Raw genomic sequence first — 25,052 nt, forward strand, 5'->3', positions numbered from 1 at the left:
TCTATGCTAAAGGAATTGAAAACAGATGACTTTTGTACTTTAGTCAAAATGGAAGAAAAACCTGTTGTACTCAACTTTACGGCAGGATGGTGTCAAGGTTGTCAGCAGGTGACTCCCATTATTGAATCGGCAGCAGAAGAAATAAAAAATGTCATGTTTTATGATGTTGACGTAGATAAAGACCTAGAATTTGCTGTTCAGAGGTATAACGTGATAGGTATTCCAACTTTAATTCTTTTTAAAAATGGAATAGAAGTCGATCGGCTAACTACCTTAAAATTAAATGAAAAAACAATCAGAGATTTTTCTACACAATAATAGAAAATGAAATCAAATATCTTTCATAATGAAGGAGGAATTCCAAATGTTGAAAGATTTAAAAAATAACAATTGGGTGAGTATCATATCAAATATAGGAGGTGTGCAACATGGCTAATTCTAATAATCCTGAAGTACCTCGTGCAAATGCTCGACAATGGTGGGGGCTTGTCGTGTTAGTTTTACCTTCAACATTACTGTTCATGATGTTAACTATTTTGTTCTTAGCTGCCCCCAGTATGGCAGCTGACTTAGGGCCTTCCAGTACGCAATTGTTGTGGATTCTTGATATATACGGTTTTGTGATGGCAGGATTCTTAGTCGCAATGGGAGTTCTTGGAGATAGAGTAGGGAAACGATTATTAATGGTAATAGGTGCTATCTTGTTTGGAGTTGTTTCTATATTGGCAGCATTAACAAGTGATCCATCCATGATGATTGCTTGGCGTGCTGTTTTAGGTTTAGCAGCAGCAATGATGGTACCTGCTACACTTGGACTGATTTTCGTTCTGTTTCAAAATGCTGAACAACGCGGGGTTGCGATTGGTATTTGGGCAGGTGGAATTTCAGCCGGTGTAGCCCTTGGACCATTATTAAGCGGTCTGCTTTTAGAAGTATTTGGCTGGCAAGCGACATTTTTAGTAGCAGTACCAGTTATGTTAGTTGTTGCACTAGGTGCACCTATTCTAGTACCTGAACACCGTGATCAAAATAGTGGAAAGCTTGATTTATTCAGTGCTCTATTATTAGTTGCTACATTGCTAGCGATAATTTACAGCATTAAACAATTTGCAGCACAAGCTGCTGTAGGTCCAACAATTACTTTGTTAGTTGCAGGTATACTAGTGGGAATTTGGTTTGTAGTTCGACAACTACGAGCAAAACAACCTTTATTAGATGTTCGGTTGTTTAAAAATCGTACGGTTAGTGGTGCGCTTAGTGTATTCTTACTTTCGGCAGCAGCACTTGGTGGAGTATATTCTCTTTTCACTCAATACTTGCAGCAGGTACAAGGACTTTCGCCGATGACGGCAGGATTTGCTATTCTTCCAGCTGCCGCAGTATTGATTGTAGTCTCTACGCTTTCACCGATGATGGCACGCCGTTTTCGTCCAGGTAATGTTATTGCAATAGGTCTAGCAATTCAAGTGATTGGTTATATACTCTTTACACAACTTGACGCTGGTACGGGGCTTGCACTTGTTATTGCAAGTTTTGTGGTCACCTATCCTGGTGTAGCTCCATCGATGGCCTTAACTACCGATTTAGTAGTTAGCTCTGTTCCGCCAGAAAAAGCAGGAGGAGCTTCTGGTCTTGCGACAACAGCTAATGATTTAGGTATTTCGCTTGGGGTCGCAGTAATTGGAAGTATTGGAGTAGCAGCTTATCGCAGTGAAATTGTCGATACACTACCTCAAGATTTGCCTCCAAATGTTGCAGCAGCAGCTTCAGACAGTATTGATGGTGCTATTGTCTCAGCTTCTAATGTTTCGGAAACGCTTGGGGAGTCTTTGATTATGGCGGCTCAAAATGCGTTCACCAGTGGATTAAATACTGCCGCTATCGTTTCAGCTATAATTGCAGGAGTAGCAGCAATTATTTCCGCAACACGATTACGTCATATTCCACCTTCTGGTAAAGCACAGCAGAATGGAGAGGAATAATAAGCGGGTATATAAGTATCATTCATTCTTAAGAGTGATAAAAAAGCACAAAATGAAATAAGTTTTGTGTATATATTTTAATTAAATAAATACCTAACCTAGGTATAGTAGAAAAGAAGATTTAATTTAAATATCATTTGAAATAACACAATAAAGCAACCTGTATCTTCGTTATAAGAGAGGGTTGCTTTATTGCTCTCTACTAGATATTAGACGCTAATAACAAATTAATAATAGATATGGATTAAATAGTCAATACTTTATTACAGCCCGATAACTTATTTGTTATTCGGGTTTTTTCTTGTCTTTATAAGGATCTTCTCTCATTTTTGGCAAAATATGTACTACTATTTGTAGTAATGACAAAGGAAGAGGAGGAATTAATGCTATCACTGCTTTTACGAAAATGGAAGGAGCTGAAAATTATGAAGTTAACTTCCTATGAAGAGCATAAAAAGCATACTTTTGATAGTTATTGTAAGAAAACTTTAAAAAATGAAGTGATTAACATCCAAAGACAATTACAACGCCAGCGTGAAGTAGAGGTATCTTTTACAACTTTATCAAATTTTGAACCTCAAGAACTTGCAGTTATTGATGATTATGTCCTGGAAGGGTATTATTTTCAAGTTTTAGGATATGAAGTCATTTTAAAAAATGAAGAACTAATTCGTTCACTTTGTCACTTATCTGATAAAAAACGAGAAGTTATTCTTTTATCCTACTTCTTGAATATGACAGATAAGGAAGTCGGAAAAATATTGGGTCGTGCTCGAAGCACAGTACAATATCAAAGAAAGAAGGCACTAGAAGAATTAAAACAGAGATTGGAGGGGAATGATGATGGATCAAAATCAATTGATTTCTCTTAATTCAGTAAATGAATTGTTACCTTTCTCTATTATTGCAGAAGCTTCAAAGGGTGAGGTAGAAGCTATAAACGCAGTGCTTAAACATTATGAACCTTATATAAATAAACTATCGTTACGGTTAGTACAAGATGATTTTGGTGCTTCTCAAATGGTAGTAGATGATTATACACGTAGACGCTTAGAAACAAAATTAATTACAGCTATATTAAGATTTGAATTGACTTAGGGTTTTTATTCTTAAGCATTTTAATCCTCGTTCTTCCTAGTTGATATTTGATAAAGAAAGCTTTGAGAAAATTCAATGTTGTATTAGGAACAAATCAGAAATGTTTTAAATAAGAAAAGAGACAATTTGGAGGATTACAAGACAAATGATTATTATTAGCTAAAACTATCACCACTTTGTAAAGGTGATTAAAGGAAGTGGTGATAGTTTTGCAGCCCATGATGATTATAAGTTAATATTTAGCTTTTTCATTGTAACAAGTTTGCTAGGTTTATTGAGATCGTGGGCTCCTTTGCTGACTCTCTAAACATAAGTAAGATTTCATTTTTAGAATTAATTTGTTCTTCTAAACTATTTAGAAGATGATCATTTGTCATTAGTTGATTATACCTTTCTTTATTCACATTTATTGCTAAAAAGATTCCTTTTTTGTAGTTGTATCTATTAATGAATTGATCAATTTTCTTAATATCATTTAGCATATCTGTTGTAGAAAGTTTAGGATTAGCTTTGACTTCAATAATTAAGTCTTGATTTTCATATGTACCCGGTTCATGTATTAAAAAGTCAGGGTAATATACTCCGTCTGTACTATTTACTCCAAATAATTGTGTGATTTCATCACTTACTTGAGCCTTGCGAAGTTCAGCTTGTAAAATCACTTTTTCATTCAACCTATTTTCTTCCATAATTTTACGCAATTGATGATAAAGCTCATAACAGAAAACTCGCTCATTATGCATACTCAAATATGGCATTAGCTTTTCACGCTTTTTATCCTGAGATTTAATATTATGAACATTTAACATAGAATCAATCCAATTTTGGTTTCCAAAATACACTTCTTCCACATTATTGATTGCTCTGCGAAGAAATTTAATGTATTCATGAATGTTCAAGTTTTATTCCTCCAATCCTACCTATTCTTTCCTTTAAATACATAATATCATAAACACGTTATAGCCAATTAGTATTAAATTCTTAATCGTAACAGCTTAACAAATGTAGAACATTTACCAAACACATGCAAGTTCAATTTATGATTTCTTTTTTTGGTTTTTACTCGTTTTTGGCAAAATGGTTCTTTCTATTTGTAGTAATAGCAAAGGAAGGAGAGAAAGGAAAGTCAGCATTTCTTATTTAAAAAAATAGATGTGTGGCATATGGAACTTTCCTTTTTCTTTTAGCAGTCACTTAAAGTGGGAGAATGATTTTTAACGTTCTTTGATAAAGAAAGCATGATTAATCTCATGCATTATAAATTGGAAAATCAGATACGTTCTGCTGATGAAGAGCTACTTGATTCTTGCGCCATGACTTTCTGCTGAAACGAGCGATAAACAAAGAATCTAATGTAATCGTGGTGGATTACTGGCGATGACTCATTAGCAGTATAATGATACTCCCCTACCGTCATGGTTCGAGCGTTTGGAGCGTCGCAAGCTATGAGTAGGGCTGGAAGAAATACTTGCAGGGGTGAAATTCCCGTGGAGCTGTACCAACAGCCGTCTGATTTTTTATTTTGAAATTCTTTGAGGAGGTAGGTTTTTATGAAAAAGAATTTGATTAAATACAGTATGCAAATTTCTATGTTAAAACAATTACTGACTTATAAGTTAATTTCAGAGGAAGAATATAAAATGGCAAAAAGTAAATTAATGAAAGATTATCATATTATCTCTGATATTACAGGCTGACTTTTATTTTAAATCGCCGTAGAATATTGGTAATAAAATCCAAGGAGGGATTTGTAATGTCAGAGGTTGAAATTATAAAAGGAAACAATTCCCGTTTTAGCCATCGGCGAGGCAAAGCTATTGAACAGCGTCGAGTAGCTGCATATTGTCGGGTTAGTACAGATGATGAGGATCAATTAAGTAGTTATAAGTCACAAGTTACCTATTATAAGGATTTAATTAATAACAATCCGGAATGGGTATTTGCTGGTATTTATGCTGATGAAGCGATTACAGGAACACAAACGGTTAAGCGGGAAGATTTTCAAAGAATGATAAATGATTGTATGAATGGAGATATTGATATGGTTATTACCAAATCAATATCTCGTTTTGCAAGAAATACTTTAGACACGCTTAAATACGTTCGAATGTTTAAAGAAAAAGATATTGCAGTCTTCTTTGAAGATGAAAAAATTAATACGCTTACGATGGATGGAGAATTGTTACTTGTAGTATTGAGTTCGGTTGCTCAACAGGAAGTTGAAAATATCTCTGCTAATGTAAAAAAAGGCTTAAAAATGAAAATGAGCAGAGGGGAGCTGATAGGTTTTCAAGGTTGCATTGGTTATGATTATAACCCGGAAGATAAAACGCTTACTATAAATGAAAAAGAAGCAGAAATAGTACGATATATATTTGAAAGATATGTGCAGGGTGCAGGAGGAAAGATGATAGCAAAAGAGTTGGAAGCTTTAGGCCATAAAACAAAAAAAGGCAATACAAAATGGCAAGACGCAACTATACTTCGTATTATTAAGAATGAGAAATATAAAGGTGATCTTTTAATGGGGAAAACCTTTACAGTTGATCCTATTACAAAACGTAGATTAAGTAATTTTGGAGAAGAAGATCAATACTATATAAAAAATAACCATGAACCAATTGTCAGTGCTGAAATTTTTGAAAAAGCAGAAGAGATTAGAACACGCAGGAATCGGAACAAACTTAGAGTAGACAGAAATGGTGGCAAGAGGGAAAAGTATAGTCGTAAGTACGCTTTTAGCAGCTTGCTTGAATGTCCTTATTGTGGAAGCATATTGTCGAGACGAAGTTGGCATGGTGGCAGTTCATATCATAAAATAATATGGCATTGTATGACTAGTACAAAAAAAGGAAAACAATATTGCCCAGAGAGTAAAGGGATACAGGAAGAAATAATTGAAAAAGCATTTTTAGAAAGTTATCGTCTTATGTGTAATAATAATCAAGATGTCTTAGAAGAATTTTTGGAAAGAATGGAAGAGAGTTTAAGTGTAAATACAGCATATGAGAAGGTTTCTAAAATTGAGATAGAAATTGAAGCTTTAGAGAAAAAGAAAAATAAGTTGATTGATATGCATATAGAGGGTAGGCTAGATAAAGAAACATATGAAGATAAATATAATAAGACAATCAAAAAACTCGATGACAAGAAACGAAGAAAAGCCTATTTACAATCAAGTCTTGATGATGAAAAAGATATTAAAGAACGATTGTTAGAATTTAGAAAATTACTAGAAAAAGAAAATGGTCTAAATACTTTTGATCGATATGTTTTTGAAAGTATAATAGAGAAAGTAATAGTTGGTGGTGTGGATAATGAAGGAAATGACAATCCATATAAGTTAACATTTATTTACAAAATTGGAACAGTCGATTCATTAGATGGAAATAGTTTTAAACCTCCGAGAAAAAATAAAAAAAAGGAATCTTTTAATGAATTGTATTCCAATACTGAAAACGAGGAAAACGAATTGCGTTCCAATAGCAATTACCACACATGTAGAGGCTGTGACGGTGTTGTCGAGGATGGAAGAGTAAAGGGATGAAAAAGGCAGCGAATGGTATGCTGTCTCAAAATAGAATGATTGAGAAATAAAAACTGAACCACCATACATTGATAACGGTTATTTTAATGGAAGTAAATGGAGAACTAGATGAAGACAGAACTATCAACAGAACACTGTAGGATAAGTAAAAGAACGGAACAAATAGTTCTTTTTTTATCCATTTGTGCCATTCATATATTTTTCACCTAATCAATTTCTATTATTTGATGATTAGATTAATATAGCATTATAAGAACAATTTATTACAGAACAAACCTTTCATGCTGGATGATAAAATCCAGCTGAGGCAAGTTCCATCAGAGGAGAGTGTACTGCATGTTTAAAAAGATTGCCAGTGATGCATTAGGATTGAGTGATATTGGTAAAATTATTCAACCGGATAACTTCGATAAAACGGAATCAGATGATTACGTATTGCATGAAGAAGGGGAACAAATTCATTTTCTGATTAAATCGAAATCAGATGAATACTGCTTTACGAATCGTTCCTCATCCACTTAGATGGGGAAAAGGCAACAAGCAGTAAGCGGAATATTTATCGCTATGATTACTACCGCTATCCTATTCAGAACGTCACAGTAGAAACGGCTGGTACGATTGATCTGGACCTTGAAATAAAATTTACGATTGGAGGACAAGCTATTTCCGTAGATATTGAGAAAAAGGAAGGCGAGGCTATTGCTGATTTATATAAATCATTAGTTACCATTTCACATATTCAAGACAGTGATGCACGTGTGAAAGGTTATGCAAAAGATAGTCTTGATTTATCCAAAACCTTATTCACTGACAACCGTTTTCAGGAAGGAACCATAGCGAATGAATTTGAAAAAGCTGCGAAATTTGCTTTTGATTGGCTAAATACGACATACAATGACAATACACTGAAAGATTTTGGTGATATTTTTAAAAAATATCACCAAAATTAATAAGGAAACTTTATAATGAATAGTGGCTCCTGATACACCATGATTAGACCAGATTAAATCACGTTTTAAAATAATCATTATATCTGCTTAAAGCGTGAGCGCTGAAGAAATTTGGTTTTTCTGTGTGCTCCGGTGATTGCTGAAAAGGTACTGACAAAGTAGAATAAAAACAAGCGTATTGTAGAAGATAGGAATTAATTAAAAGTTAGGAGAATGCCAAATGATTAACGGAGTGGAATTTGATTTTGTTGTAAAAGACAGCAAAGCAGCTTTAGCGCAGTACAAGTCTATTTTTGATGTAGAAGTAGTAGAAGAAACAAATTTTAAAGCAGGAAATAATGAAGCGGTATTTACCATTTACGGGACGCGTTTTCACATGCTTGATGAGAATCCTGAATATCAATTATTTGCTCCGAAAGAAGGGGAAACACAATCTTTTTGGTTCAATATTGCAGTTCCGGACATTCAAGAAACATATGAAAAAGCGATGGCTGCGAATGCAACAGAAATACAGCCTGTTACAAGGATGGAAGAAATGGGCATCTCTAATGCAATGTTTGCTGACAGCTATGGGTATGTATGGATGTTACATGAGATTCACCGCGAAGTATCCTTTGAAGAACGCGTGGATATTTTAAGTAAAGACTTTGAATAAATATCTGTGCTATTTTGTAGAGATGCTTACTTAAAAAGTTTCATACATCTGAAATCTTTATGACAGTCAAATATAAATGAAACAAAACGTTTACTAAATTCATTAGGGAAAATAGGAACGTTTTTTCTATATATGAATAGCAGAGATTGCAAACCCGTTAATCTATAAACAGGCCTTGTTCGAGGTATGGTGCTCTTTAATTTTCTTCACTATATACTTATGACCCTGAAATAAATAACAATCGTAGGAACGTTCCTTTTGTGAATGCTATAATGACATCATGTGATGAAGGATCTGGTTATTATTGGGAATTTATTAAAAACTCCTACAGGAATAATAATCTTTTTTATTATCATAATGATAGCGTATTTTATCATGTGATGATAGAAAAGCGTTAATATTAGAGCTCTCTATATAATTTAATCTATTTAAAAGAAGGAGGAAAAATAATATGGACAAGTCAAATAAAAACTTTACCCCCGTACGTCTGCATCTGGAATTAACAGACGCTTATTTGTCGGATTATGAAAAAAGAATGCTGAATCGGTATGGGGAGACTTTAACTGGTGGATCAATATCCCGAGACATTCTGATTCCATCTGATATGCCGCTGCACAACCTTCATTATGCAATTCAAAAACTATTTGGATGGCAAAATGCGCATCTGCGCAAATTTCAACTTCCTGATCCTGTATTTCAGAAACTGACCGGAGGCATGGTAAAGGGCTGGTCTGATTTAGTAGGTACGCTATTTCAACCTCCTTCTGAAGCAGAAAGTGATCTTTTTTGGGACGAAGATTATAAAAGTGGAAGTATCCATACATGGTTGAGGAAGAAGTATACAGGGCCTTTCATATATAAGGGGACACTGGAGCAGCCGGAAATAGCGAAGCAGGATATGAAGGAAATGTTAAATTATTTTACAATGATTGAAGTGAAAGAATCATTTACGGATTATCTGGAACGGAAAAAGCAAAATCCTGATACAGAAATGAGAACCATCCGGAAAGCGCCATTAGTTGAATTAACTCTTGCTGAAATGCGCTCAGCGTTTACTTTAGAGGGGGATGTGGAAAACTTGCTGGAGCGTCTGGAAGTGGATAAGGTAATCGCTGCGAAAGCGGAAGAAATACAGGACAATAAATTGTTTCCCGTAACAGATGAACTCATTTATCAGTATGATTTTGGAGATGATTGGACGGTAAAAATCACCAAATATGAGGATTGTGCGGATTTATTACATCGAAATTTGATAGATCAAGAGGAGTTGGCGGAAGCAGAAGCAATGGTTTTGGATAAGCATAAACCAGTTTGTATTCATAAACAAGGTATCTCCGTATGTGATGATGTTGGCGGCTTAAGCGGATTTGCCAATTTTTTAGGAACTATTTATGAAAGCGAAGATAGGCTGGAAAAGTCTGAGATGCGGGCTTGGGCAAAAAGCCTTGGCTGGAGTGCGCAAAAGGTTTCTGTAAAAACATTATTATAGAAAGTTTAAGGGAAATAATTCCTTTCTTAAAGGGGTTACCATTTATTATTTTTCTCATACATAAGAAGCGAGTAGTATCCGTCTGATACGCTTTAGAAAGGTGCCACTTGAATAAGTGCATGTTTCATGCAGATAAAACACATATATAAGGAGCTAGTTACATGTACAAAATCTTCTCCTGGGCGGCAGTGATATTTTGGATGGCGCTTATTTTTTATTTATCCCATCAGCCTGCTGCCATTTCCAATGAACTCAGTTCAGGAATTACCGAAATAATTATAAACACCTTGGAGAATCTTGCTTCTTCATTCCAGTTCCATATAGAAGAGCTGCATCATATCATTAGAAAAAATGCGCACTTTTTTGCTTATTTAATACTGGGCATTCTCGTTTTGAACGGATTAAGAAGAAGCGGTGTATTTGGCAAGCGAGGTATAGGTATTGCCTTGTTGATTTGTATTCTGTATGCCATCACAGATGAGGTGCATCAGTTATTTATCCCCGGGAGATCCGGAGAGGTGAGAGATGTCTTGATTGATAGTGGTGGTGCGAGCACAGGAATTGTCATTTATTTACTAATTTCCAAGCTGGTAAAGCGGCGCAACAAAAAGCGTATCCGCTGACAAATGGTTTTGCTTTGCAGTTCATTGTTTTTTAATGATAGCTTCCCAATGGTTTTAATGCTTCTGCAGTTTGATATGTATAAAAAATTCTAGAAGCTTTAGAGAAATTCAAAGAAAGTCTTTATACTTCAACAACAAAAAGTATAAAGGCTGTTTTTAATTTGAATCACTGGATAAAAAACAAAAATTACAACTATTTTTTCCATATATGCTAACACTAGCGTTGCATTAATTATGTCTAATAATACGGAATAATCCTAATTTTCGGTTTTTCCTGTTTTAAGCCATAAAAAAATCCTTTATAATGAATTGGTCAGGTGAATTTCTGTCCAAATCCAATATAAAGGAAACCACTTATGGACAAGAATACACGAAAAAATGCATTTGGTAAATGGATTGCACCAATAAATTTCAAAAAACTTTGCGAACAAGTAACGATTCATCAACAAGATACCTATACAAAAAAACTGACGACAGAAGCCTATTTGAAGTTGATGCTTTATGCGCAGGTTCATGAAACAGAAGGACTCCAAGCTCTAAGCGATGCACTTTTAGATGCTGATTTTCAGAAAGCGAGCGGAATAGAAAGCATTAGTGCTTCCCAGCTTTCCCGTAAAAATAATGAAATCAATCCTTCTATCTTAGCGACCCTATTTTTAGATTTGGTTTACCAGATCAAAAGCTATGAAAACAAAGCCATGAAAGGACTCCCTTTAAAGATTATTGATTCCAGTACGCTGCCCCTTAACCTCACCCGTTATAAGTGGGCTAAGTTTCGAAAAACCAAAGCGGGGGTTAAGTTACATTTGCGATTGGTTTTTATGAACCAGGATACGGTTTATCCGGAAAAAGCTGCGATAACACCAGCGAAGGAACATGACCGCAATCAATTGGAAATACTGGTGGATGATAAGGAAGCCATGTATGTCTTTGATCGTGGCTATATGGATTACGAGCGCTTTGACCGAATGACAGACGATGGTTACTTTTTCGTATCCAGACTTAAGAAAAATTCTGTCACACGGAAGGTTTACGCTTTTTCTGTTCCTTCCAACTCCAACGTGTTATCCGATCAAATGGTTTATATCGGATCCACGCAAAAGCGTTGTGAAAATGTGTTTCGTCTCCTCGAAGTAACCGATACAAAAGGAAATCAATTACGATTAATTACCAATCGATTTGATTTAGAATCCGAGGAAATAAGCAACATTTATCGTTCACGCTGGTCAATAGAGCTGTTTTTTAAATGGTTGAAACAGCACGTGAAAATCAAACACTTTTTTGGAATGAGTGAAACAGCTTTACAAAATCAAATCTATTTGGCACTTATCACCTATTGTTTACATGTACTCATTCAATTAGAAACACAGAGTGAGAAGAAATTACTCCGTATTGTTCGCTGGTTAAAGGCAGCTATATGGAAACCGGCTTATCTTTGGCTGCGTCGTTTTGAAAAGAAAACGGTCCCTTGATAAAGAAATGAGAACAGGAAACCACCAGGAATATTGGCACAAATGTATATATTTACCAAATGGGCAGAAACACCTTTATTAGGTTGTTGATTTTTTGGCGAAAATTACTGAGAACTATTTAACAGAATATTCTTATTATATTTATGCAACGCTAGTGATATGCTAATATGAAATAAGAACTAATTTGATTAAAATAAACTAAATTATCATTATCTCTGCAGTTTTTAGACGTTAGTGAAAAGCGTGATAGCTTCTTAGTATCTAATGGAATTTTTCATATACGTTGGACCTGCTTCATGGCAGAAAAAGATAATTAAAGTGTGAGGGCAGCTATGGGACAGAATACAATAACGTTAGATCCAGACGAAAAAAATGCCACCAGTATTCCTGAAATTGAAAAGGAATATGCAAGGCTGGATAAGGACTGGCTCTGGTTTCATTATAAATTATCCATTTGGCTGGTGATTTTTACTTTTATTATAGAATGCCTTCTCAGCCTTATTATTGTCCGGACGGATTTGCTTAGCACGTCTGTTCCAATCTATATTTGGAGGTTTATTGCCGTACCAAGCATTCTGAATGTGATATTCCTCGCGATTGGTACGGCAGTGATGTATTCTAAACGCATTTCGCACCAGGGAAAGAATGGCGGTATATAAAGAGGGAGTAGATATCTCGCAGTGGTTTGCCAGGGCGGATTTGGCTCTGTATCAAGCAAAAGAAGCAAGAAATGCAATAAGAATTTATTCGTAATGTATAAGGAACTTGCAGGGGAAGTAATTATATTACAAAATTGTAGAATAGCATCGTTTGATATAAGTTCATATTGGGGGATTTATAATGAAGCAGTATTTAGCATTTGATATAGGCGGTACGGAAATAAAATATGGCATATTAAATGAACAGGGAGATATATTAGAAGTAGAATTATTCTCTTCAAAAAATACAAACGGTAACTTTGTACTGGACAAGATTGTAGAGATTGCCTCTTCTAAATACAACGAAATCAATGGGCTGGCAATCAGCGCTCCAGGCTTTATTGATGCGGAAAGCGGCTACATTGAAAATGGTGGAGCATATAGAGATTTTGATCATTTCAATATGAAATCCTATCTGGATGAAAAGCTGTCTATTCCTGTTACGATTGAAAATGATGTTAATTGCGTGGCTTATGCAGAAAAATGGCTGGGGAATGCTCGGGAGGATACCGATTTTGTTTGTATGACCATTGGCACCGGCATCGGAGGAGCCTTATTTCTTAATAATCAGTTATATAGAGGTGTCTCGCACCGCGCAGGTGAATTTGGATATATGAAAACCAGCCCGGACAAAACACCGAACCTTTTCAGTAATTCCTTAAATCTTAAAGCTACGATGGCAGTTATACGAAAACAATTTTCATCTGTAAAAGAAATTCCGCTAAGCCAAGTAACTGGAGAAGCGGTGTTTCAAGCCTTTGATGAGGGCGATGCAGACGCAATAGAAATTATATCCACGTTTTATGATCATATTGCGAATTTAATATATCATATTTTTTATATTATTAATCCAGCAAAAATATTAATAGGAGGAGGAATTTCTAATCGTGATTCGTTTATTAGTGAATTAAAATCACAGTTAAAAGCATATGAATTAAATGAGGATTGGTTAGAAATCAACACCTGTTATTTTAAAAATCACTCAGGGATGGTAGGTGCTACATATCACCACCTGCTGAAAACAGGAAATTTGCTGAATGGGTGATGGGAGCTGCCTTTTTGTATTTAATGCCTTCTAAAAAGAAGGATACAAAAAGGCTTCTCATTGAAAGTTAAATGGTTATATGTTAATATGTTCATATAAGCAAATTAATAAATAACAACAGTTAAAAGGGAGGCCAATAAAACAATGGAAGAGCTGGAGTTTGAAAATAGTCCTTCTAAGGAAATCGATGAAGAAACATTATTTATCGTTACACAGACCTTTAAAGCATTAGGAGACCCGACAAGAGTCCGAATTCTTCATCTGCTTTTTCAAAAAGAATGTTCCGTTAATGAAATTGCAGATACGTTGGATATCAGGCAATCGACCGTATCTCATCAATTGCGATTTTTGAAGAATCTTCGGCTTGTGAAATATCGCCGGGCAGGAACCACGCTTTACTATTCTCATGATGATGAGCACGTTATGCTGATATTAAAACAAATGATAGACCATGCTTGTCATAGTTAGTATCAAAACCATTGATGTTATAAAAGTAATCGTTTTAATATTTGTATATGATTACATACTAACCTAATGATGAAAAGATATATCCAAAAAAATAGCGGTGCTTCTTAAATTAGAAGGCAGGCGGAAGATTTCTGCAAGCGAACTATATGCGTATATATGAATATAAACATAAAGGAGGTTTTAGCATGGGACACGATCATCACAGCCATGATCATACACATGGTGCAAACAAAAAGACGCTGCTGATTAGTTTTCTTGTTATCACGGCGTTTATGGTTATAGAAGTTATTGGAGGTTTGCTGACAAACAGCTTAGCTCTTTTAGCCGATGCGGGACATATGCTGAGTGATTCCATCTCTTTATTAATTGCATTAATTGCTTTTAAATTGGGAGAAAGAGCTGCCAATTACGGGAAGACATATGGATACAAGCGCTTTGAAATACTGGCAGCGGTCATCAATGGTGCCACATTACTTATTGTATCCATCTATATTTTTTATGAAGGTTATCAGCGATTGTTTGATCCGCCGGAAGTAGCTTCCACGGGAATGTTAATCATTGCTGTTATTGGTTTGCTTGTCAATATTATTGTAGCATTTATCATGCTGCGCGGCGGAGATACAGAAAATAATTTGAATATGCGAGCTGCGTTCCTTCATGTTTTAGGTGATTTATTAGGATCAGTAGGTGCGATTATTGCAGCACTTCTTATCATTTTCTTTCAATGGACTTGGGCAGATACGGTGGCAAGTGTGCTGGTAGCATTGCTTATTTTAGTAAGCGGCTGGCGGGTAACGAAAGCCTCTATCCATGTATTGATGGAAGGGACCCCTGCCAACGTGAATTTAGAAAATGTCGTTCAAAAGATGAGTGATATAGATGGTGTCGAGGGAATTCATGACCTGCATGTATGGAGTGTAACCAGCGGACAGAATGTGCTTTCCTGCCATATTATTGTCGATGGCCAGATGACTGTGGAAGAAAGTCAGCAGCTGCTCCGGAAAATTGAGCATGAATTGGAGCAAGAGAATATCGGTCATGTCACGATTCAAGTAGAAACAGGGGAGCATCCTCATGAAGATACAATTATGTGTCAGGCAGAGTATGTGATGGAAGAGCATCACCATCATGGGCATAGTCATTGATTCAGCAGGCCAGGGTGCAAATCTAAGAGTTTTAAAATAGAGACTTCACAGGAAGAATGGAAGTCTCTATTTTTGTTTGCAGTAATGGATGGACTATGAAATTTTAGAGTATATGTTAAAACAACTTTAATTCATTCTCACTTTGTAAGAATACAACGAAAAACTTTTTTTATTTTCTTAGAAAAATTGTACTTATTAAAAAAACTCTTATTAACGCGGTAAAGCTGAGGTAACACTTGACTAAAAATCTTTTTCACTATATAATTCAATTAAACGATTGAATAGTTGATATGGTGAAATTTACATTAATACTTGGCTGTATCATTCTATTTTAATCTAATATCAATTTAAATACACTTCATGAAAAGGTGATGAGTATGAGGGAATCTCTATTATCTGCAACAGAATATAAAGATCAATTATATAAACAGTTATCAAGAATTGGGAAAAGCCTTTCTAGTGATAAACGTCTTGAATTATTAAGTTTATTAACACATGGACCAAAAACAGTGGAAAAACTGGCTGAACTTTCCGGGATGGCCATTGCAAATGTGTCCCGTCATCTTCAAGTTCTAAATGATTCTAAATTAGTAAAGTTTACAAAAAAAGGGACTTATGCATACTACTCACTTTCCGATGACTCCGTTGCTGATTTTTTAAATTCTTTATGGAAGATTAGTGAAAATCATCTTTCTGATATTAATCAAATAAAAAGGGATTTTTTAGAGAATATTGATGATGTTAACGTACTTACGTTGGAAGAGTTATATGAAAAATTAGAAAAAGATAATATTACACTTTTAGATTTAAGAACAGAAGAAGAATTTAATTACAGGCATATTGAAGGGGCTATTTCTGTACCAGAGGATCGTTTAGATGTATATCTTCAAAAATTACCAAAGGATAATGAAATTATTGTATACTGCCGGGGGAAATTTTGTGCAGCTTCTGCTATGGCGGCACAAAAGCTAAAGGAAAATGGCTTTACAGCTTTCAGTATGGAAGACAGTGTTTATGAATGGGATAAATATTTAAACGTAAGTCATTAGAAATAATTATTTTACGTTAATTAATAAGATAGAAGCTGCCATCTTGGCAGCTTCTAAAAAATAACATTAATTCAATTTATTGCAGGATTAGTTTTAGTTGTCAGCACAGTGTTATTTTACTAAATAAAGCAATCATGTTGACAGTATATTTTTTTATTTTATATTTAATTATTCAATTGAATATAAAATAAACGAGAGATTTTATTTAGGAAACATTCATAGGAGTGCCTCTCTAGAAAGAGGGGAGGAATGAACTTATTTTTTATTTAAGGAGGAAATTAAATGTCTGAAGAAAAAATGTATGATGTTATTATTGCCGGTGCAGGACCTGCTGGAATGACAGCAGCTGTTTATGCGTCTCGTGCAAATTTAGATACCTTAATGTTAGAACGAGGAATTCCTGGCGGTCAAATGGCAAATACAGAGGACGTGGAAAACTATCCCGGATATGAGCATATTTTAGGACCCGATTTATCGAATAAAATGTTTGAGCATGCAAAAAAATTCGGAGCAGAATATGCATACGGGGATATCAAGTCCATTGAGAATCATGGAAGTTATAAGATTATCCATGCTGGAAAAAAAGAATATCGTACAAAATCTTTAATTATTGCGACTGGAGCCCAATACAAAAAAATTGGTGTTCCTGGTGAGGAAGAGCTTGGAGGGCGCGGTGTATCTTACTGTGCAGTATGTGACGGTGCATTCTTTAAGGAGAAGGATATCGTTGTTATAGGTGGAGGAGACTCTGCAATTGAAGAGGGTGTTTATTTAACTCGATTCGCAAATAAAGTCACTATTATCCATCGACGTGATCAGCTTCGCGCCCAAAAAATTCTGCAGCAGCGCGCATTTGATAATGAAAAAATTAATTTCATTTGGGATACTGTTCCAGAAAAATTTAATGAAACAGATGGAAAAGTAAGCAGTATTACTTTAAAAAATATGAAGTCTGATGAAGTCTATGACTTTAATACAAATGGGATATTTATTTATATTGGGATGCTTCCATTAAATGACCCGTTTACAGAATTGGGTATTACAGATGATACAGGGTATATTCTTACCAATGAAAATATGGAGACAGAAATCCCTGGAATCTTTGCTGCTGGTGATATTAGAGCAAAAAATCTTCGGCAAATTGTAACAGCGACCGGGGATGGAAGTATAGCAGCTGAAACAGCAATAAAATATGTGGAAAGCCTTGCTGAAGTGTTAAGTGTCCCAGAAAGACAATTATAAATCATTAAAAATAAAAAATAGGGGTGCTGCATAATCAGTTAATTGATTATGCAGCACCCCTATTTTGATTATAAAAAGAATCACCCAAGATAAATACGTTGGAACGGTTCCCTCTGTAAATTTAGGTTTTGTTTTGAAAGTGGGTATGGATAAATTAACTAACCTAAATTAAAGAGGTATTTTTTATGTTTGAAACCTTTTCACAGAATATTTCACAGTAACTACACGCATTTGAGTTTACTTATTTTATTGCAGACATTTTGCTGAAACTAAAAAAATTAGACCCGTTTTATTATGAAAAGTTATTTTAAATCCTTTCATCAAATTTTCACATTAAACAAGTACGATAGGAAAGGAGAGCGTTTGAAATGGAGGAGTATCTGAATGGTGATAGCAAGTAAATTAATTGCGGCAGGAATCATTGCTGCCAGCTTTTTGGTAGGGTGCCTTTCATTTTATATCATGAGTAACCTGCCTATAAAAATGAAGAAAAAGCATATAGCAGAAATCGTATCCCAACTAATTAATTTTGTTCTCTTTATGTGGGCAGGGAAAATCATACTAAATCTTTCCAGTTTCCTGTCTGATCCATTAACAATACTGGCTTATCCTGCTAATTCAATGGCTTTTTATTTTGCAGTGTTTGCAAGTATTATTATGCTGATTTATAAGGATAAACAAAAGAAATTGGATTTGTGTCCTTTTATGGAATCCTTTGTACATGTATTTTTAGTTGCTTCTTTTTTATACGAATTTCTTGAAATTATTTTAAAAGATAATGTATATGCATTCGGATACTTATTACTGCTCTCTGTTCTAATAATTTTATACTTTTTCCTCAGGGAACGGATTCAAATAAAATTATTGTTGCTTATTATCCTGGGCAGCTGGTCGCTCGGTATAATAACCTTATCTTTCATGCAGCCTTTCGTAACGGTTTTTGGTTATATGATGGACCCATGGTTTATTAGTATCTTTTTTATTATTGTTTTAGCATTATCCAATTTATTCTATAAAACAAAGCGAGGGTTTAAACAATGAGTATGATTGAAGCAGATACAATGCTGCTTACTGGTATGTTTTTAGCAATGGGGGCAGGCGTATTATCTTTTTTATCCCCCTGTGTATTACCGATTTTTCCAGCCTATATGTCATACATAACTGGAATTAGTGTAAAAGAGTTACAGGGAAACAAGAATGTTCAAATTCTTCGTCAACTATTTGCTCATTCTTTGCTTTTTTTATTAGGAGTTTCGCTGGTGTTCATTAGTTTGGGAGCAGGAGCTTCTCTTCTGGGACAATGGGTACAGAATTTGCTGTTTGGAGATTCGGGATTATTTATACAAAGAATAGCAGGTATTTTTATTATCATTATGGGTTTATTTATAGCAGGATGGATAAATATACCTTTTTTAATGAGAGAGCATCGTTTTCATTCAAGAAAAAAACAAGCGGGATATGTCGGCACATTTTTTGTAGGGTTAGGTTTTGCTGCCGGTTGGACACCCTGTATTGGGCCGATTTTTGGGTCTATATTATTTTTAGCTGCAAGCAATCCTGGTCAGGGAATATTCTACACTTTTTTATATGTTATCGGTTTTGCAATTCCATTTCTTGTTCTGACCTTGTTTATAGGAAAAACAAGGTGGATTGTCCGGCATAGTAATATCATTATGAAAATTGGAGCAATAATGATGATTATCATGGGTATTGTTTTGTTCTTTGGATGGATGCCTTTTATTTCAGGTTTTTTACTTGATTTGGTAGAGGATACTTGGTTGTCTAGGTTAGGCTAAGAGGAGGAGCGTTGTAATGAAAAAATGGATTTTCACTATGATTATTGTAGGAATGATTGGGTGGGCACTGTATGATTTTATAGATTCCAGCAGACAATCCACGGATGAATTTGTGCCTGTAGAAGAGAATAGCAGTGTAGAGGAAGACGTGAGAGAGCAATTAGAAGCAGCAGATAATGAAGAGGGGGACTCGGCGGCAGGAGAAAACACGGAAGTCGGTCTGGAGGTTGGAAATATGGCACCAGATTTTGAACTCCAGACGCTGGCAGGTGAAACAGTGAAGTTATCTGATTACCGAGGGAAAAAAGTAATGATTAATTTCTGGGCGACGTGGTGTCCGCCATGCAGAGCGGAAATGCCGGATATGGAAGCCTTTTATCAGGACAAGGATATTGTTATTTTAGCAGTTAATTTAACAGAGACAGAAAATAATCTGCAGCAGGTGCAGGATTTTGTAAATGAATACGAATTAACGTTTCCAATTTTACTGGATGAGAAAATAGAAGTCGCCGAACAATATATGATTCAACCAATACCCACATCATATATGATAAACTCAAATGGAGTAGTGGCATTTAAAGCCTTTGGTTCTTTGAACTATGATTTTATGGTTCAAGAGTTTGAGAAAATGAAGTAATTTTTTATAAAAGATTAGAAAGAAGGAATGGGGATGAAGCAGACAGTATTAGTTGTTGAGGATGACAAAATGATACGTGAACTTATCCGTATTTATCTACAAAAAGCGGATTATGAAGTTTTTACAGCTGCAGACGGAGAAGAGGCAAAAGCGGTTTTTTTAACGGAACATCCTTGTCTTATTATTCTAGATCTTATGCTTCCAAAGTTAAGCGGCGAAGAATTCTGTTTGTGGATTCGTGAACAAGAACGTAATGAGGTTTCTATTATTATGCTTTCAGCCAAATCACGTACAGAAGATAAGATTAATGGGTTAAAGATGGGAGCAGACGATTATTTAGTAAAACCTTTTGACCCGGATGAGCTTCTTGCTCATATAGAAGCAGTTCTTCGCCGTACAGGACAGTTTTGCCAAAAAATTGCTTACAATGGGCTTTGTATTAAGCCTCGAAAAGGGGAAGTATTGTTATTTAATACGCAATTAGAGTTAACCAAGCATGAATTTCATCTTTTGTACTATTTTATGGAAAATCCTAATATAGTGATTTCCAGGGAAAGTTTAATGGAGCAATTATATCCTTATGCAGATAAATTAGTATCCGACCGAACCATTGATGCCCACATCAAAAAGTTGCGTAAAAAAATTGAAGAGAATCCTGCATCTCCAAAGCGTATTATGACAGTTCGAGGAATGGGGTATAAATTTGTTACAGAATAAATGGGGGAGGAGTTTTCTTCCAAGACGTTTTTTATTTCAATTGACATTTATCAATATCATCATAATTGTAGCTTTTGTAATGTTTAGCAGCTGGGCAATTTATAATACAGCTTGTACGCTGGCAGATGGACTAACCTCGATGACTGCTCAAAAGCAGAGTCAATTCCAAGCAACGCTTTTTCAATACTTATGGTTGTTTAGTGTTTCTGCTGTTATTGTAGGCAGTTTGATTCATTTTTATTTAACAAAAAAAATGATCCAGCCTTTAAAAGAATTAATCCAATCTACAAAAGAAATGAAAAAAGGGCAGTACCCAAGCTCCATTTATGTAAAGGGAGATGGAGAAGTAAGTGAATTAATCCGTCATTTTAATGATTTGGTTCAACAATTAGAAACCAATGAACAGCATAGGACAAATCTTGTATCTGATTTATCTCATGAATTTCGTACACCGTTAACAAACTTAAATGGTTATTTACTTGCCCTACAAAACGGAGTCATGGAAGGAGATAAGAAATTATACCAATCTCTTTATGCAGAATCGTCAAAGTTAACACAGTTAGTTGAACAAATGGAACAGTTAAAGGAATGGGACGATATGCAAGCATATTCTTTTTACGAAAAAGAACCAATAAATATGCAAGAATTCATTGAAAGATCAATTAAAATATTTCAGTGGTCCTTGAAAAAGAAGCATATTGATATAGAGATTGATGCCCATCAAGGTACAGCTGTTATAAATCGTACAAGTATTTCTCAGGTTATCAGCAATTTAATAGATAACGCCATTCGTTATTATGAAGGCGCAGGGCCAATTACCATAAAAGGAGAAAAAAACGCTGATGAATATAAAATTTCTATAACAGGTCCTGGAAGAAAGATTCCAGAAAAAGATAAAGAACGGATTTTTGAAAGATTTTATCGTGTAGAAACTTCCAGGTCACGTGAATTTGGGGGATCCGGCTTAGGGCTTGCGATTTCAAAGGAAATTATTGAACGGCACCACGGGAAAATAGGAGTCCATACGGAAGGGCATATACATACTTTTTGGCTTATTATTCCTTTCTCCTGAAATATATAATAACCTTTAATAGAGAGAATGATAATTGATAAACTAATTGCATTGAATGTTAAAAAACATCCCCTTTATTTATGGTAACTGGAGAAAATCTGAAATAAACGATTGCAGGAAGACACGATAGTTCTTGTTTTAACTTCCTGTTAACCATTTCATATGGTTAGTAATGCTCCAAACCGTTTTGTAGCTTATGTTTATCCAGTAAGAAAATAATAAAAATGGATAAAGAAATTTTATAGAAATTACATAGTGAGATAAATGAATAATTATGTTAAAGAGTATTAACACTAATTATACGCATAGACATAAAGAATTTTAGCAAATATGATTTTAAAATGTCTTTTTTTGAATCTCTCTATGAAAAAGGTGGTTATTACTATGAATATAGATAACTTGGAAATGTTTTGTAAGGTAATTGAACAGGGCAGTATTAGCCAAGTAGCTCGATCAAGCTATGTAACGCAGCCCGCAGTAACGAGTAAAATACGACAAATGGAAAATCATTATGGTGTTGCTTTGTTTGATCGGGATGGCAGTACAATACGTGTTACAAATGCAGGTTCTAAATTATATCCATACGCTAAGGAAATCGTTGAATACTATAAACGTTCTCAAGAAGTAATGGGCAATATATCTAATGATAAAGAGGAAACATTACATGTTGGAGCCAGCTTAACAATCGGAGAATATCTTCTGCCAAAAGTGTTAGGTAAGTTTCAAAAAAAATACAGAAATATTGAATTTAGTTTAGCTATCGGAAATACACCTACCATCATCTCTAAATTAGAAAGTTCGGAAATCGATATCGCTTTAGTAGAAGGGAAGGTTATGCATAAAGATTTTCACATTGAGAAATTTGCCAAAGATGAGCTGATACTGATAATTCCGAAAAACCACCGCTGGAAAAATCAAGAGAGGATAAATATAGAAGATTTAACGGAGGAAAGGCTCCTTTTAAGGGAAAAGGATGCAGGTGCGCGAAAAATTATAGAATCGGTATTTGCAGAAAATAATGTTTTGGAAGAAATACGACATTATTTAGAACTTGGGAGTACCCAGGCAATTATCAGCGGCGTTGAATCTGGTCTTGGTGTTGGAATAATCCCTAAACTTTCTGTGGCGCATGAACTTGAATTAGGGGCTGTTACACATATGCCTATTTCGAATATAACTATTTCTAGAGATTTATGGATTGTAAAAAGAACAACAAGATTTCCCAAAAATAGCATCAATTTATTTACTCAATTTTTAAAAGATCGGAAATCTAACTTTTAATCTATTATTTTTTACATATAGAGAAGGTCTGAAGTTCCTAAAGTCTATTGTGGAGGACGGGCAGTATGTAAATGACTCCTGTTAATACGGGATGAGTTTAAAGTTTGTACAGTTATACTCAAAATAGTATTTTTAAGGGGAGAGACAAAAAATAAGTATTTTTCAAAATCAGGAAAATATCAGGGGAAATCTGTATCCAGCTATGAAGGAAAATAGCAATGGTACAGATTTTTTTTTATGAAGTGAAATTAATGAACCCTTATAATTATCAGAATCTGAGCTTTAGTAAGAGATATGTAAGGATAAAGCAGCTACACCAGTAGTTGTGTCTGCATAGATAAACTGATTATTTCCAATATAGATATCTACATGAGCATGTCCATTTAATACGTTTGAGAAAAGAATACGGAATCCTCTATTAATAAATCGTTAATTGTATAAGGCTTGTCAAATTTTCTTTTCGCACTTTTCCGATGTCGAGATAAGTTTAACTCACAATATAATCTATACTGTCTGATGCCTTTTGAAAATACTGTTAGAGCTTGATTTAGAGCTGGCATTGACAATGTAACCTGAAGAGCCAAATGTATTTTTAAACCGGGTTTTATTGTGAAAACGGTTTTTCCTTTAAAGAATAATAAAATATTATGGCCCATAACATTCTTCTATAATTTATAAAGGTTTTTATATAGTAGGATAATAATAACAGCAAATTTATGATTAATCGATTTCTCAGATAAAGCTGATCAAAGTAATGTAACCTGAGAAGCTTTGATTAATTAAGTAGAATTTTTTCAACCTATCTTTAAAACGACTAATTAGGAGGGAGAAAAATTGAGTGAAAGTAAATTTTCAAAAATTGTTATTGTTGGTGCGGGTTCAGCGGGGATTTCCATTGCATCTCGAATCATTCGAAATGCACCTTATTTAAAAGAAAATATAATGATTATTGATCCTTCAGAGGACCATTATTATCAGCCTTTATGGACGTTAGTTGGCGGCGGTCAATCTAAATTAGAAGATTCTCATCGAAAACAGGAAACCCTTATGCCTGACGGCGTTCAATGGATTAAAGAAAATGTGACAGAATTTATCCCAGATACAAATTCAGTTATAACAGATGCACACTCACAGATTAATTATGATTTTCTAGTTGTAGCAGCTGGTATTGAAATAAAGTGGGACAGAGTTAAAGGGCTGAAAGAAGCAATTGGAAAAAATGGTGTCTGCAGTAATTACTCACCCGAGTTCGTGGAAAGCACTTGGGAAAATATTAGAAACTTTTCAGGTGGAAACGCCATATTTACTCAACCGAGCACCCCAATTAAGTGCGGGGGAGCTCCACAAAAAATTATGTACCTGGCAGATGATTATTTCAACAAATCTAGTGTCCGCGCAAAAACAAACATACAATTTATTTCTGGTACAGGTAATATTTTTGCAGTTCCGACCTATGCGAAAACATTAGAACAGGTTATTGATCGAAAAGGTATCGAAACCACTTATATGACAGATTTGATTGAAATAGATGGGGAGAATAAATTAGCGGTCTTTGAAAATATAGAAACAAATAAAAAAATGGAAGTTAATTATGACATGATCCATGTTACGCCGCCAATGGGGGCTCCCAGCTTTATTGCGGCCAGCCCGCTTGCAGATGCAGCTGGTTGGGTGGATGTTGATCCTTACACACTTCAACATAAAACGTTCCAAAATATATTTAGTGCTGGTGATTCATCTGGTCTTCCAACGTCTAAAACAGGAGCAGCTATACGTAAACAAGCCCCTGTAGTTGCTGAAAATATTCTTTCTATTATGAATGGCAGACAGATGAAAGCAAAATATGATGGTTATACATCCTGTCCATTGGTGACAGGTGTCAACAAATTAGTGATGGCGGAATTTGATTATGATAAAAATCCACAAGAAACTTTTCCAATTGACCAATCAAAAGAAAGAAGCAGTATGTATATTGTGAAGAAAAATCTGCTGCCAATAATGTACTGGAATGGAATGTTGAAAGGAACGATGTAGTGAAATAATACAAGTTTATGAATATTAGTATATTCATGAAAAGGAGGTTTTA

At 34.9% G+C, this 25,052-nt stretch carries 24 protein-coding genes and 1 pseudogene; 24 read left to right on the plus strand and 1 reads right to left on the minus strand.

The features are described 5' to 3' along the window. Positions 1 to 3 precede the first annotated feature (3 nt). The 4 genes from BN997_RS13970 (at position 4) to BN997_RS13985 (ending at position 3,080) form a co-directional block, all read left to right on the plus strand. Complete coding sequence (locus BN997_RS13970) at positions 4 to 318, plus strand: thioredoxin family protein (protein WP_042533175.1); 315 nt, start codon at positions 4 to 6, stop codon at positions 316 to 318. A gap of 110 nt (positions 319 to 428) precedes the next feature. Further along, positions 429 to 1,982 (plus strand): MFS transporter, encoded by a 1,554-nt coding sequence (locus tag BN997_RS13975; protein WP_042533177.1) that lies wholly within the window; start codon positions 429 to 431, stop codon positions 1,980 to 1,982. Between the two features lie 383 nt (positions 1,983 to 2,365). Beyond that, complete coding sequence (locus BN997_RS13980; protein WP_052485022.1) at positions 2,366 to 2,854, plus strand: RNA polymerase sigma factor; 489 nt, start codon at positions 2,366 to 2,368, stop codon at positions 2,852 to 2,854. Further along, positions 2,826 to 3,080 carry a helix-turn-helix domain-containing protein gene (locus tag BN997_RS13985; RefSeq protein WP_042533179.1) on the plus strand — a complete coding sequence of 85 codons (255 nt, stop codon included), beginning with the start codon at positions 2,826 to 2,828 and terminating at the stop codon, positions 3,078 to 3,080. Before BN997_RS13980 ends, BN997_RS13985 begins: the two co-directional genes overlap by 29 nt. 248 nt (positions 3,081 to 3,328) lie before the next feature. Here BN997_RS13985 and BN997_RS13990 read toward each other — a convergent pair whose 3' ends face one another. Further along, positions 3,329 to 3,979: a hypothetical protein gene (locus tag BN997_RS13990; protein WP_042533181.1), complete on the minus strand. Its 651-nt coding sequence runs from the start codon at positions 3,977 to 3,979 to the stop codon at positions 3,329 to 3,331. Between the two features lie 651 nt (positions 3,980 to 4,630). On the opposite strand from BN997_RS13990, the gene BN997_RS13995 reads away from it, so the two are divergent. The 20 genes and pseudogenes from BN997_RS13995 (at position 4,631) to BN997_RS14095 (ending at position 25,000) form a co-directional block, all read left to right on the plus strand. Further along, a complete protein-coding gene (locus BN997_RS13995; protein WP_042533183.1) occupies positions 4,631 to 4,777 on the plus strand; it encodes an SHOCT domain-containing protein in 147 nt (48 codons plus the stop codon). Between the two features lie 56 nt (positions 4,778 to 4,833). Further along, entirely contained in the window at positions 4,834 to 6,627 is a 1,794-nt protein-coding gene (locus BN997_RS14000; protein WP_042533185.1) for a recombinase family protein, read from the plus strand. 336 nt (positions 6,628 to 6,963) lie between these two features. Then, positions 6,964 to 7,577, plus strand: a pseudogene (locus tag BN997_RS14005) (PH domain-containing protein). Between the two features lie 220 nt (positions 7,578 to 7,797). Further along, positions 7,798 to 8,232, plus strand: coding sequence for a VOC family protein (locus BN997_RS14010; protein ID WP_212928292.1), 435 nt, complete (start codon positions 7,798 to 7,800; stop codon positions 8,230 to 8,232). Between the two features lie 451 nt (positions 8,233 to 8,683). Then, a complete protein-coding gene (locus BN997_RS22615; RefSeq protein ID WP_139089096.1) occupies positions 8,684 to 9,721 on the plus strand; it encodes an IS1096 element passenger TnpR family protein in 1,038 nt (345 codons plus the stop codon). Between the two features lie 161 nt (positions 9,722 to 9,882). Beyond that, positions 9,883 to 10,344, plus strand: coding sequence for a VanZ family protein (locus tag BN997_RS14020; protein ID WP_042533187.1), 462 nt, complete (start codon positions 9,883 to 9,885; stop codon positions 10,342 to 10,344). Positions 10,345 to 10,700: 356 nt separating this feature from the next. Further along, positions 10,701 to 11,816, plus strand: coding sequence for an IS4 family transposase (locus tag BN997_RS14025; RefSeq protein WP_042533189.1), 1,116 nt, complete (start codon positions 10,701 to 10,703; stop codon positions 11,814 to 11,816). 332 nt (positions 11,817 to 12,148) lie between these two features. After that, positions 12,149 to 12,475, plus strand: a complete 327-nt coding sequence (locus tag BN997_RS14030) for a hypothetical protein (RefSeq protein ID WP_042536142.1) — start codon at positions 12,149 to 12,151, stop codon at positions 12,473 to 12,475. A 181-nt stretch (positions 12,476 to 12,656) separates the two neighbouring features. Then, positions 12,657 to 13,559 (plus strand): ROK family protein, encoded by a 903-nt coding sequence (locus BN997_RS14035; protein WP_042533191.1) that lies wholly within the window; start codon positions 12,657 to 12,659, stop codon positions 13,557 to 13,559. Positions 13,560 to 13,703: 144 nt separating this feature from the next. Continuing rightward, positions 13,704 to 14,027, plus strand: coding sequence for an ArsR/SmtB family transcription factor (locus tag BN997_RS14040; RefSeq protein ID WP_042533193.1), 324 nt, complete (start codon positions 13,704 to 13,706; stop codon positions 14,025 to 14,027). A 185-nt stretch (positions 14,028 to 14,212) separates the two neighbouring features. Beyond that, positions 14,213 to 15,172, plus strand: coding sequence for a cation diffusion facilitator family transporter (locus BN997_RS14045; protein ID WP_042533195.1), 960 nt, complete (start codon positions 14,213 to 14,215; stop codon positions 15,170 to 15,172). A gap of 377 nt (positions 15,173 to 15,549) precedes the next feature. Next, a complete protein-coding gene (locus BN997_RS14050) occupies positions 15,550 to 16,221 on the plus strand; it encodes an ArsR/SmtB family transcription factor (protein WP_042533197.1) in 672 nt (223 codons plus the stop codon). A 282-nt stretch (positions 16,222 to 16,503) separates the two neighbouring features. Further along, positions 16,504 to 17,463, plus strand: a complete 960-nt coding sequence (gene trxB / locus BN997_RS14055) for a thioredoxin-disulfide reductase (protein ID WP_042533199.1) — start codon at positions 16,504 to 16,506, stop codon at positions 17,461 to 17,463. A gap of 384 nt (positions 17,464 to 17,847) precedes the next feature. Continuing rightward, complete coding sequence (locus BN997_RS22965) at positions 17,848 to 18,504, plus strand: hypothetical protein (protein WP_042533201.1); 657 nt, start codon at positions 17,848 to 17,850, stop codon at positions 18,502 to 18,504. Further along, positions 18,501 to 19,259 carry a cytochrome c biogenesis CcdA family protein gene (locus tag BN997_RS14065; protein ID WP_042533204.1) on the plus strand — a complete coding sequence of 253 codons (759 nt, stop codon included), beginning with the start codon at positions 18,501 to 18,503 and terminating at the stop codon, positions 19,257 to 19,259. Before BN997_RS22965 ends, BN997_RS14065 begins: the two co-directional genes overlap by 4 nt. Before the next feature lie 16 nt (positions 19,260 to 19,275). Next, complete coding sequence (locus BN997_RS14070) at positions 19,276 to 19,896, plus strand: peroxiredoxin family protein (RefSeq protein WP_042533206.1); 621 nt, start codon at positions 19,276 to 19,278, stop codon at positions 19,894 to 19,896. 33 nt (positions 19,897 to 19,929) lie between these two features. Beyond that, on the plus strand, positions 19,930 to 20,613 hold the full coding sequence (locus BN997_RS14075) for a response regulator transcription factor (RefSeq protein ID WP_042533208.1): 684 nt from the start codon (positions 19,930 to 19,932) through the stop codon (positions 20,611 to 20,613). Further along, complete coding sequence (locus tag BN997_RS14080) at positions 20,600 to 21,685, plus strand: sensor histidine kinase (protein WP_042533210.1); 1,086 nt, start codon at positions 20,600 to 20,602, stop codon at positions 21,683 to 21,685. The genes BN997_RS14075 and BN997_RS14080 overlap by 14 nt, the downstream gene beginning before the upstream one ends. Positions 21,686 to 22,069: 384 nt before the next feature. Beyond that, positions 22,070 to 22,966 carry a LysR family transcriptional regulator gene (locus BN997_RS14085; protein WP_042533212.1) on the plus strand — a complete coding sequence of 299 codons (897 nt, stop codon included), beginning with the start codon at positions 22,070 to 22,072 and terminating at the stop codon, positions 22,964 to 22,966. A gap of 834 nt (positions 22,967 to 23,800) precedes the next feature. Next, positions 23,801 to 25,000 carry an FAD/NAD(P)-binding oxidoreductase gene (locus tag BN997_RS14095; RefSeq protein ID WP_042533217.1) on the plus strand — a complete coding sequence of 400 codons (1,200 nt, stop codon included), beginning with the start codon at positions 23,801 to 23,803 and terminating at the stop codon, positions 24,998 to 25,000. Positions 25,001 to 25,052: the final 52 nt, after the last annotated feature.

The organism is Oceanobacillus oncorhynchi (assembly GCF_000821065.1).
Taxonomy (GTDB): Bacteria; Bacillota; Bacilli; order Bacillales; family Amphibacillaceae; genus Oceanobacillus; species Oceanobacillus oncorhynchi.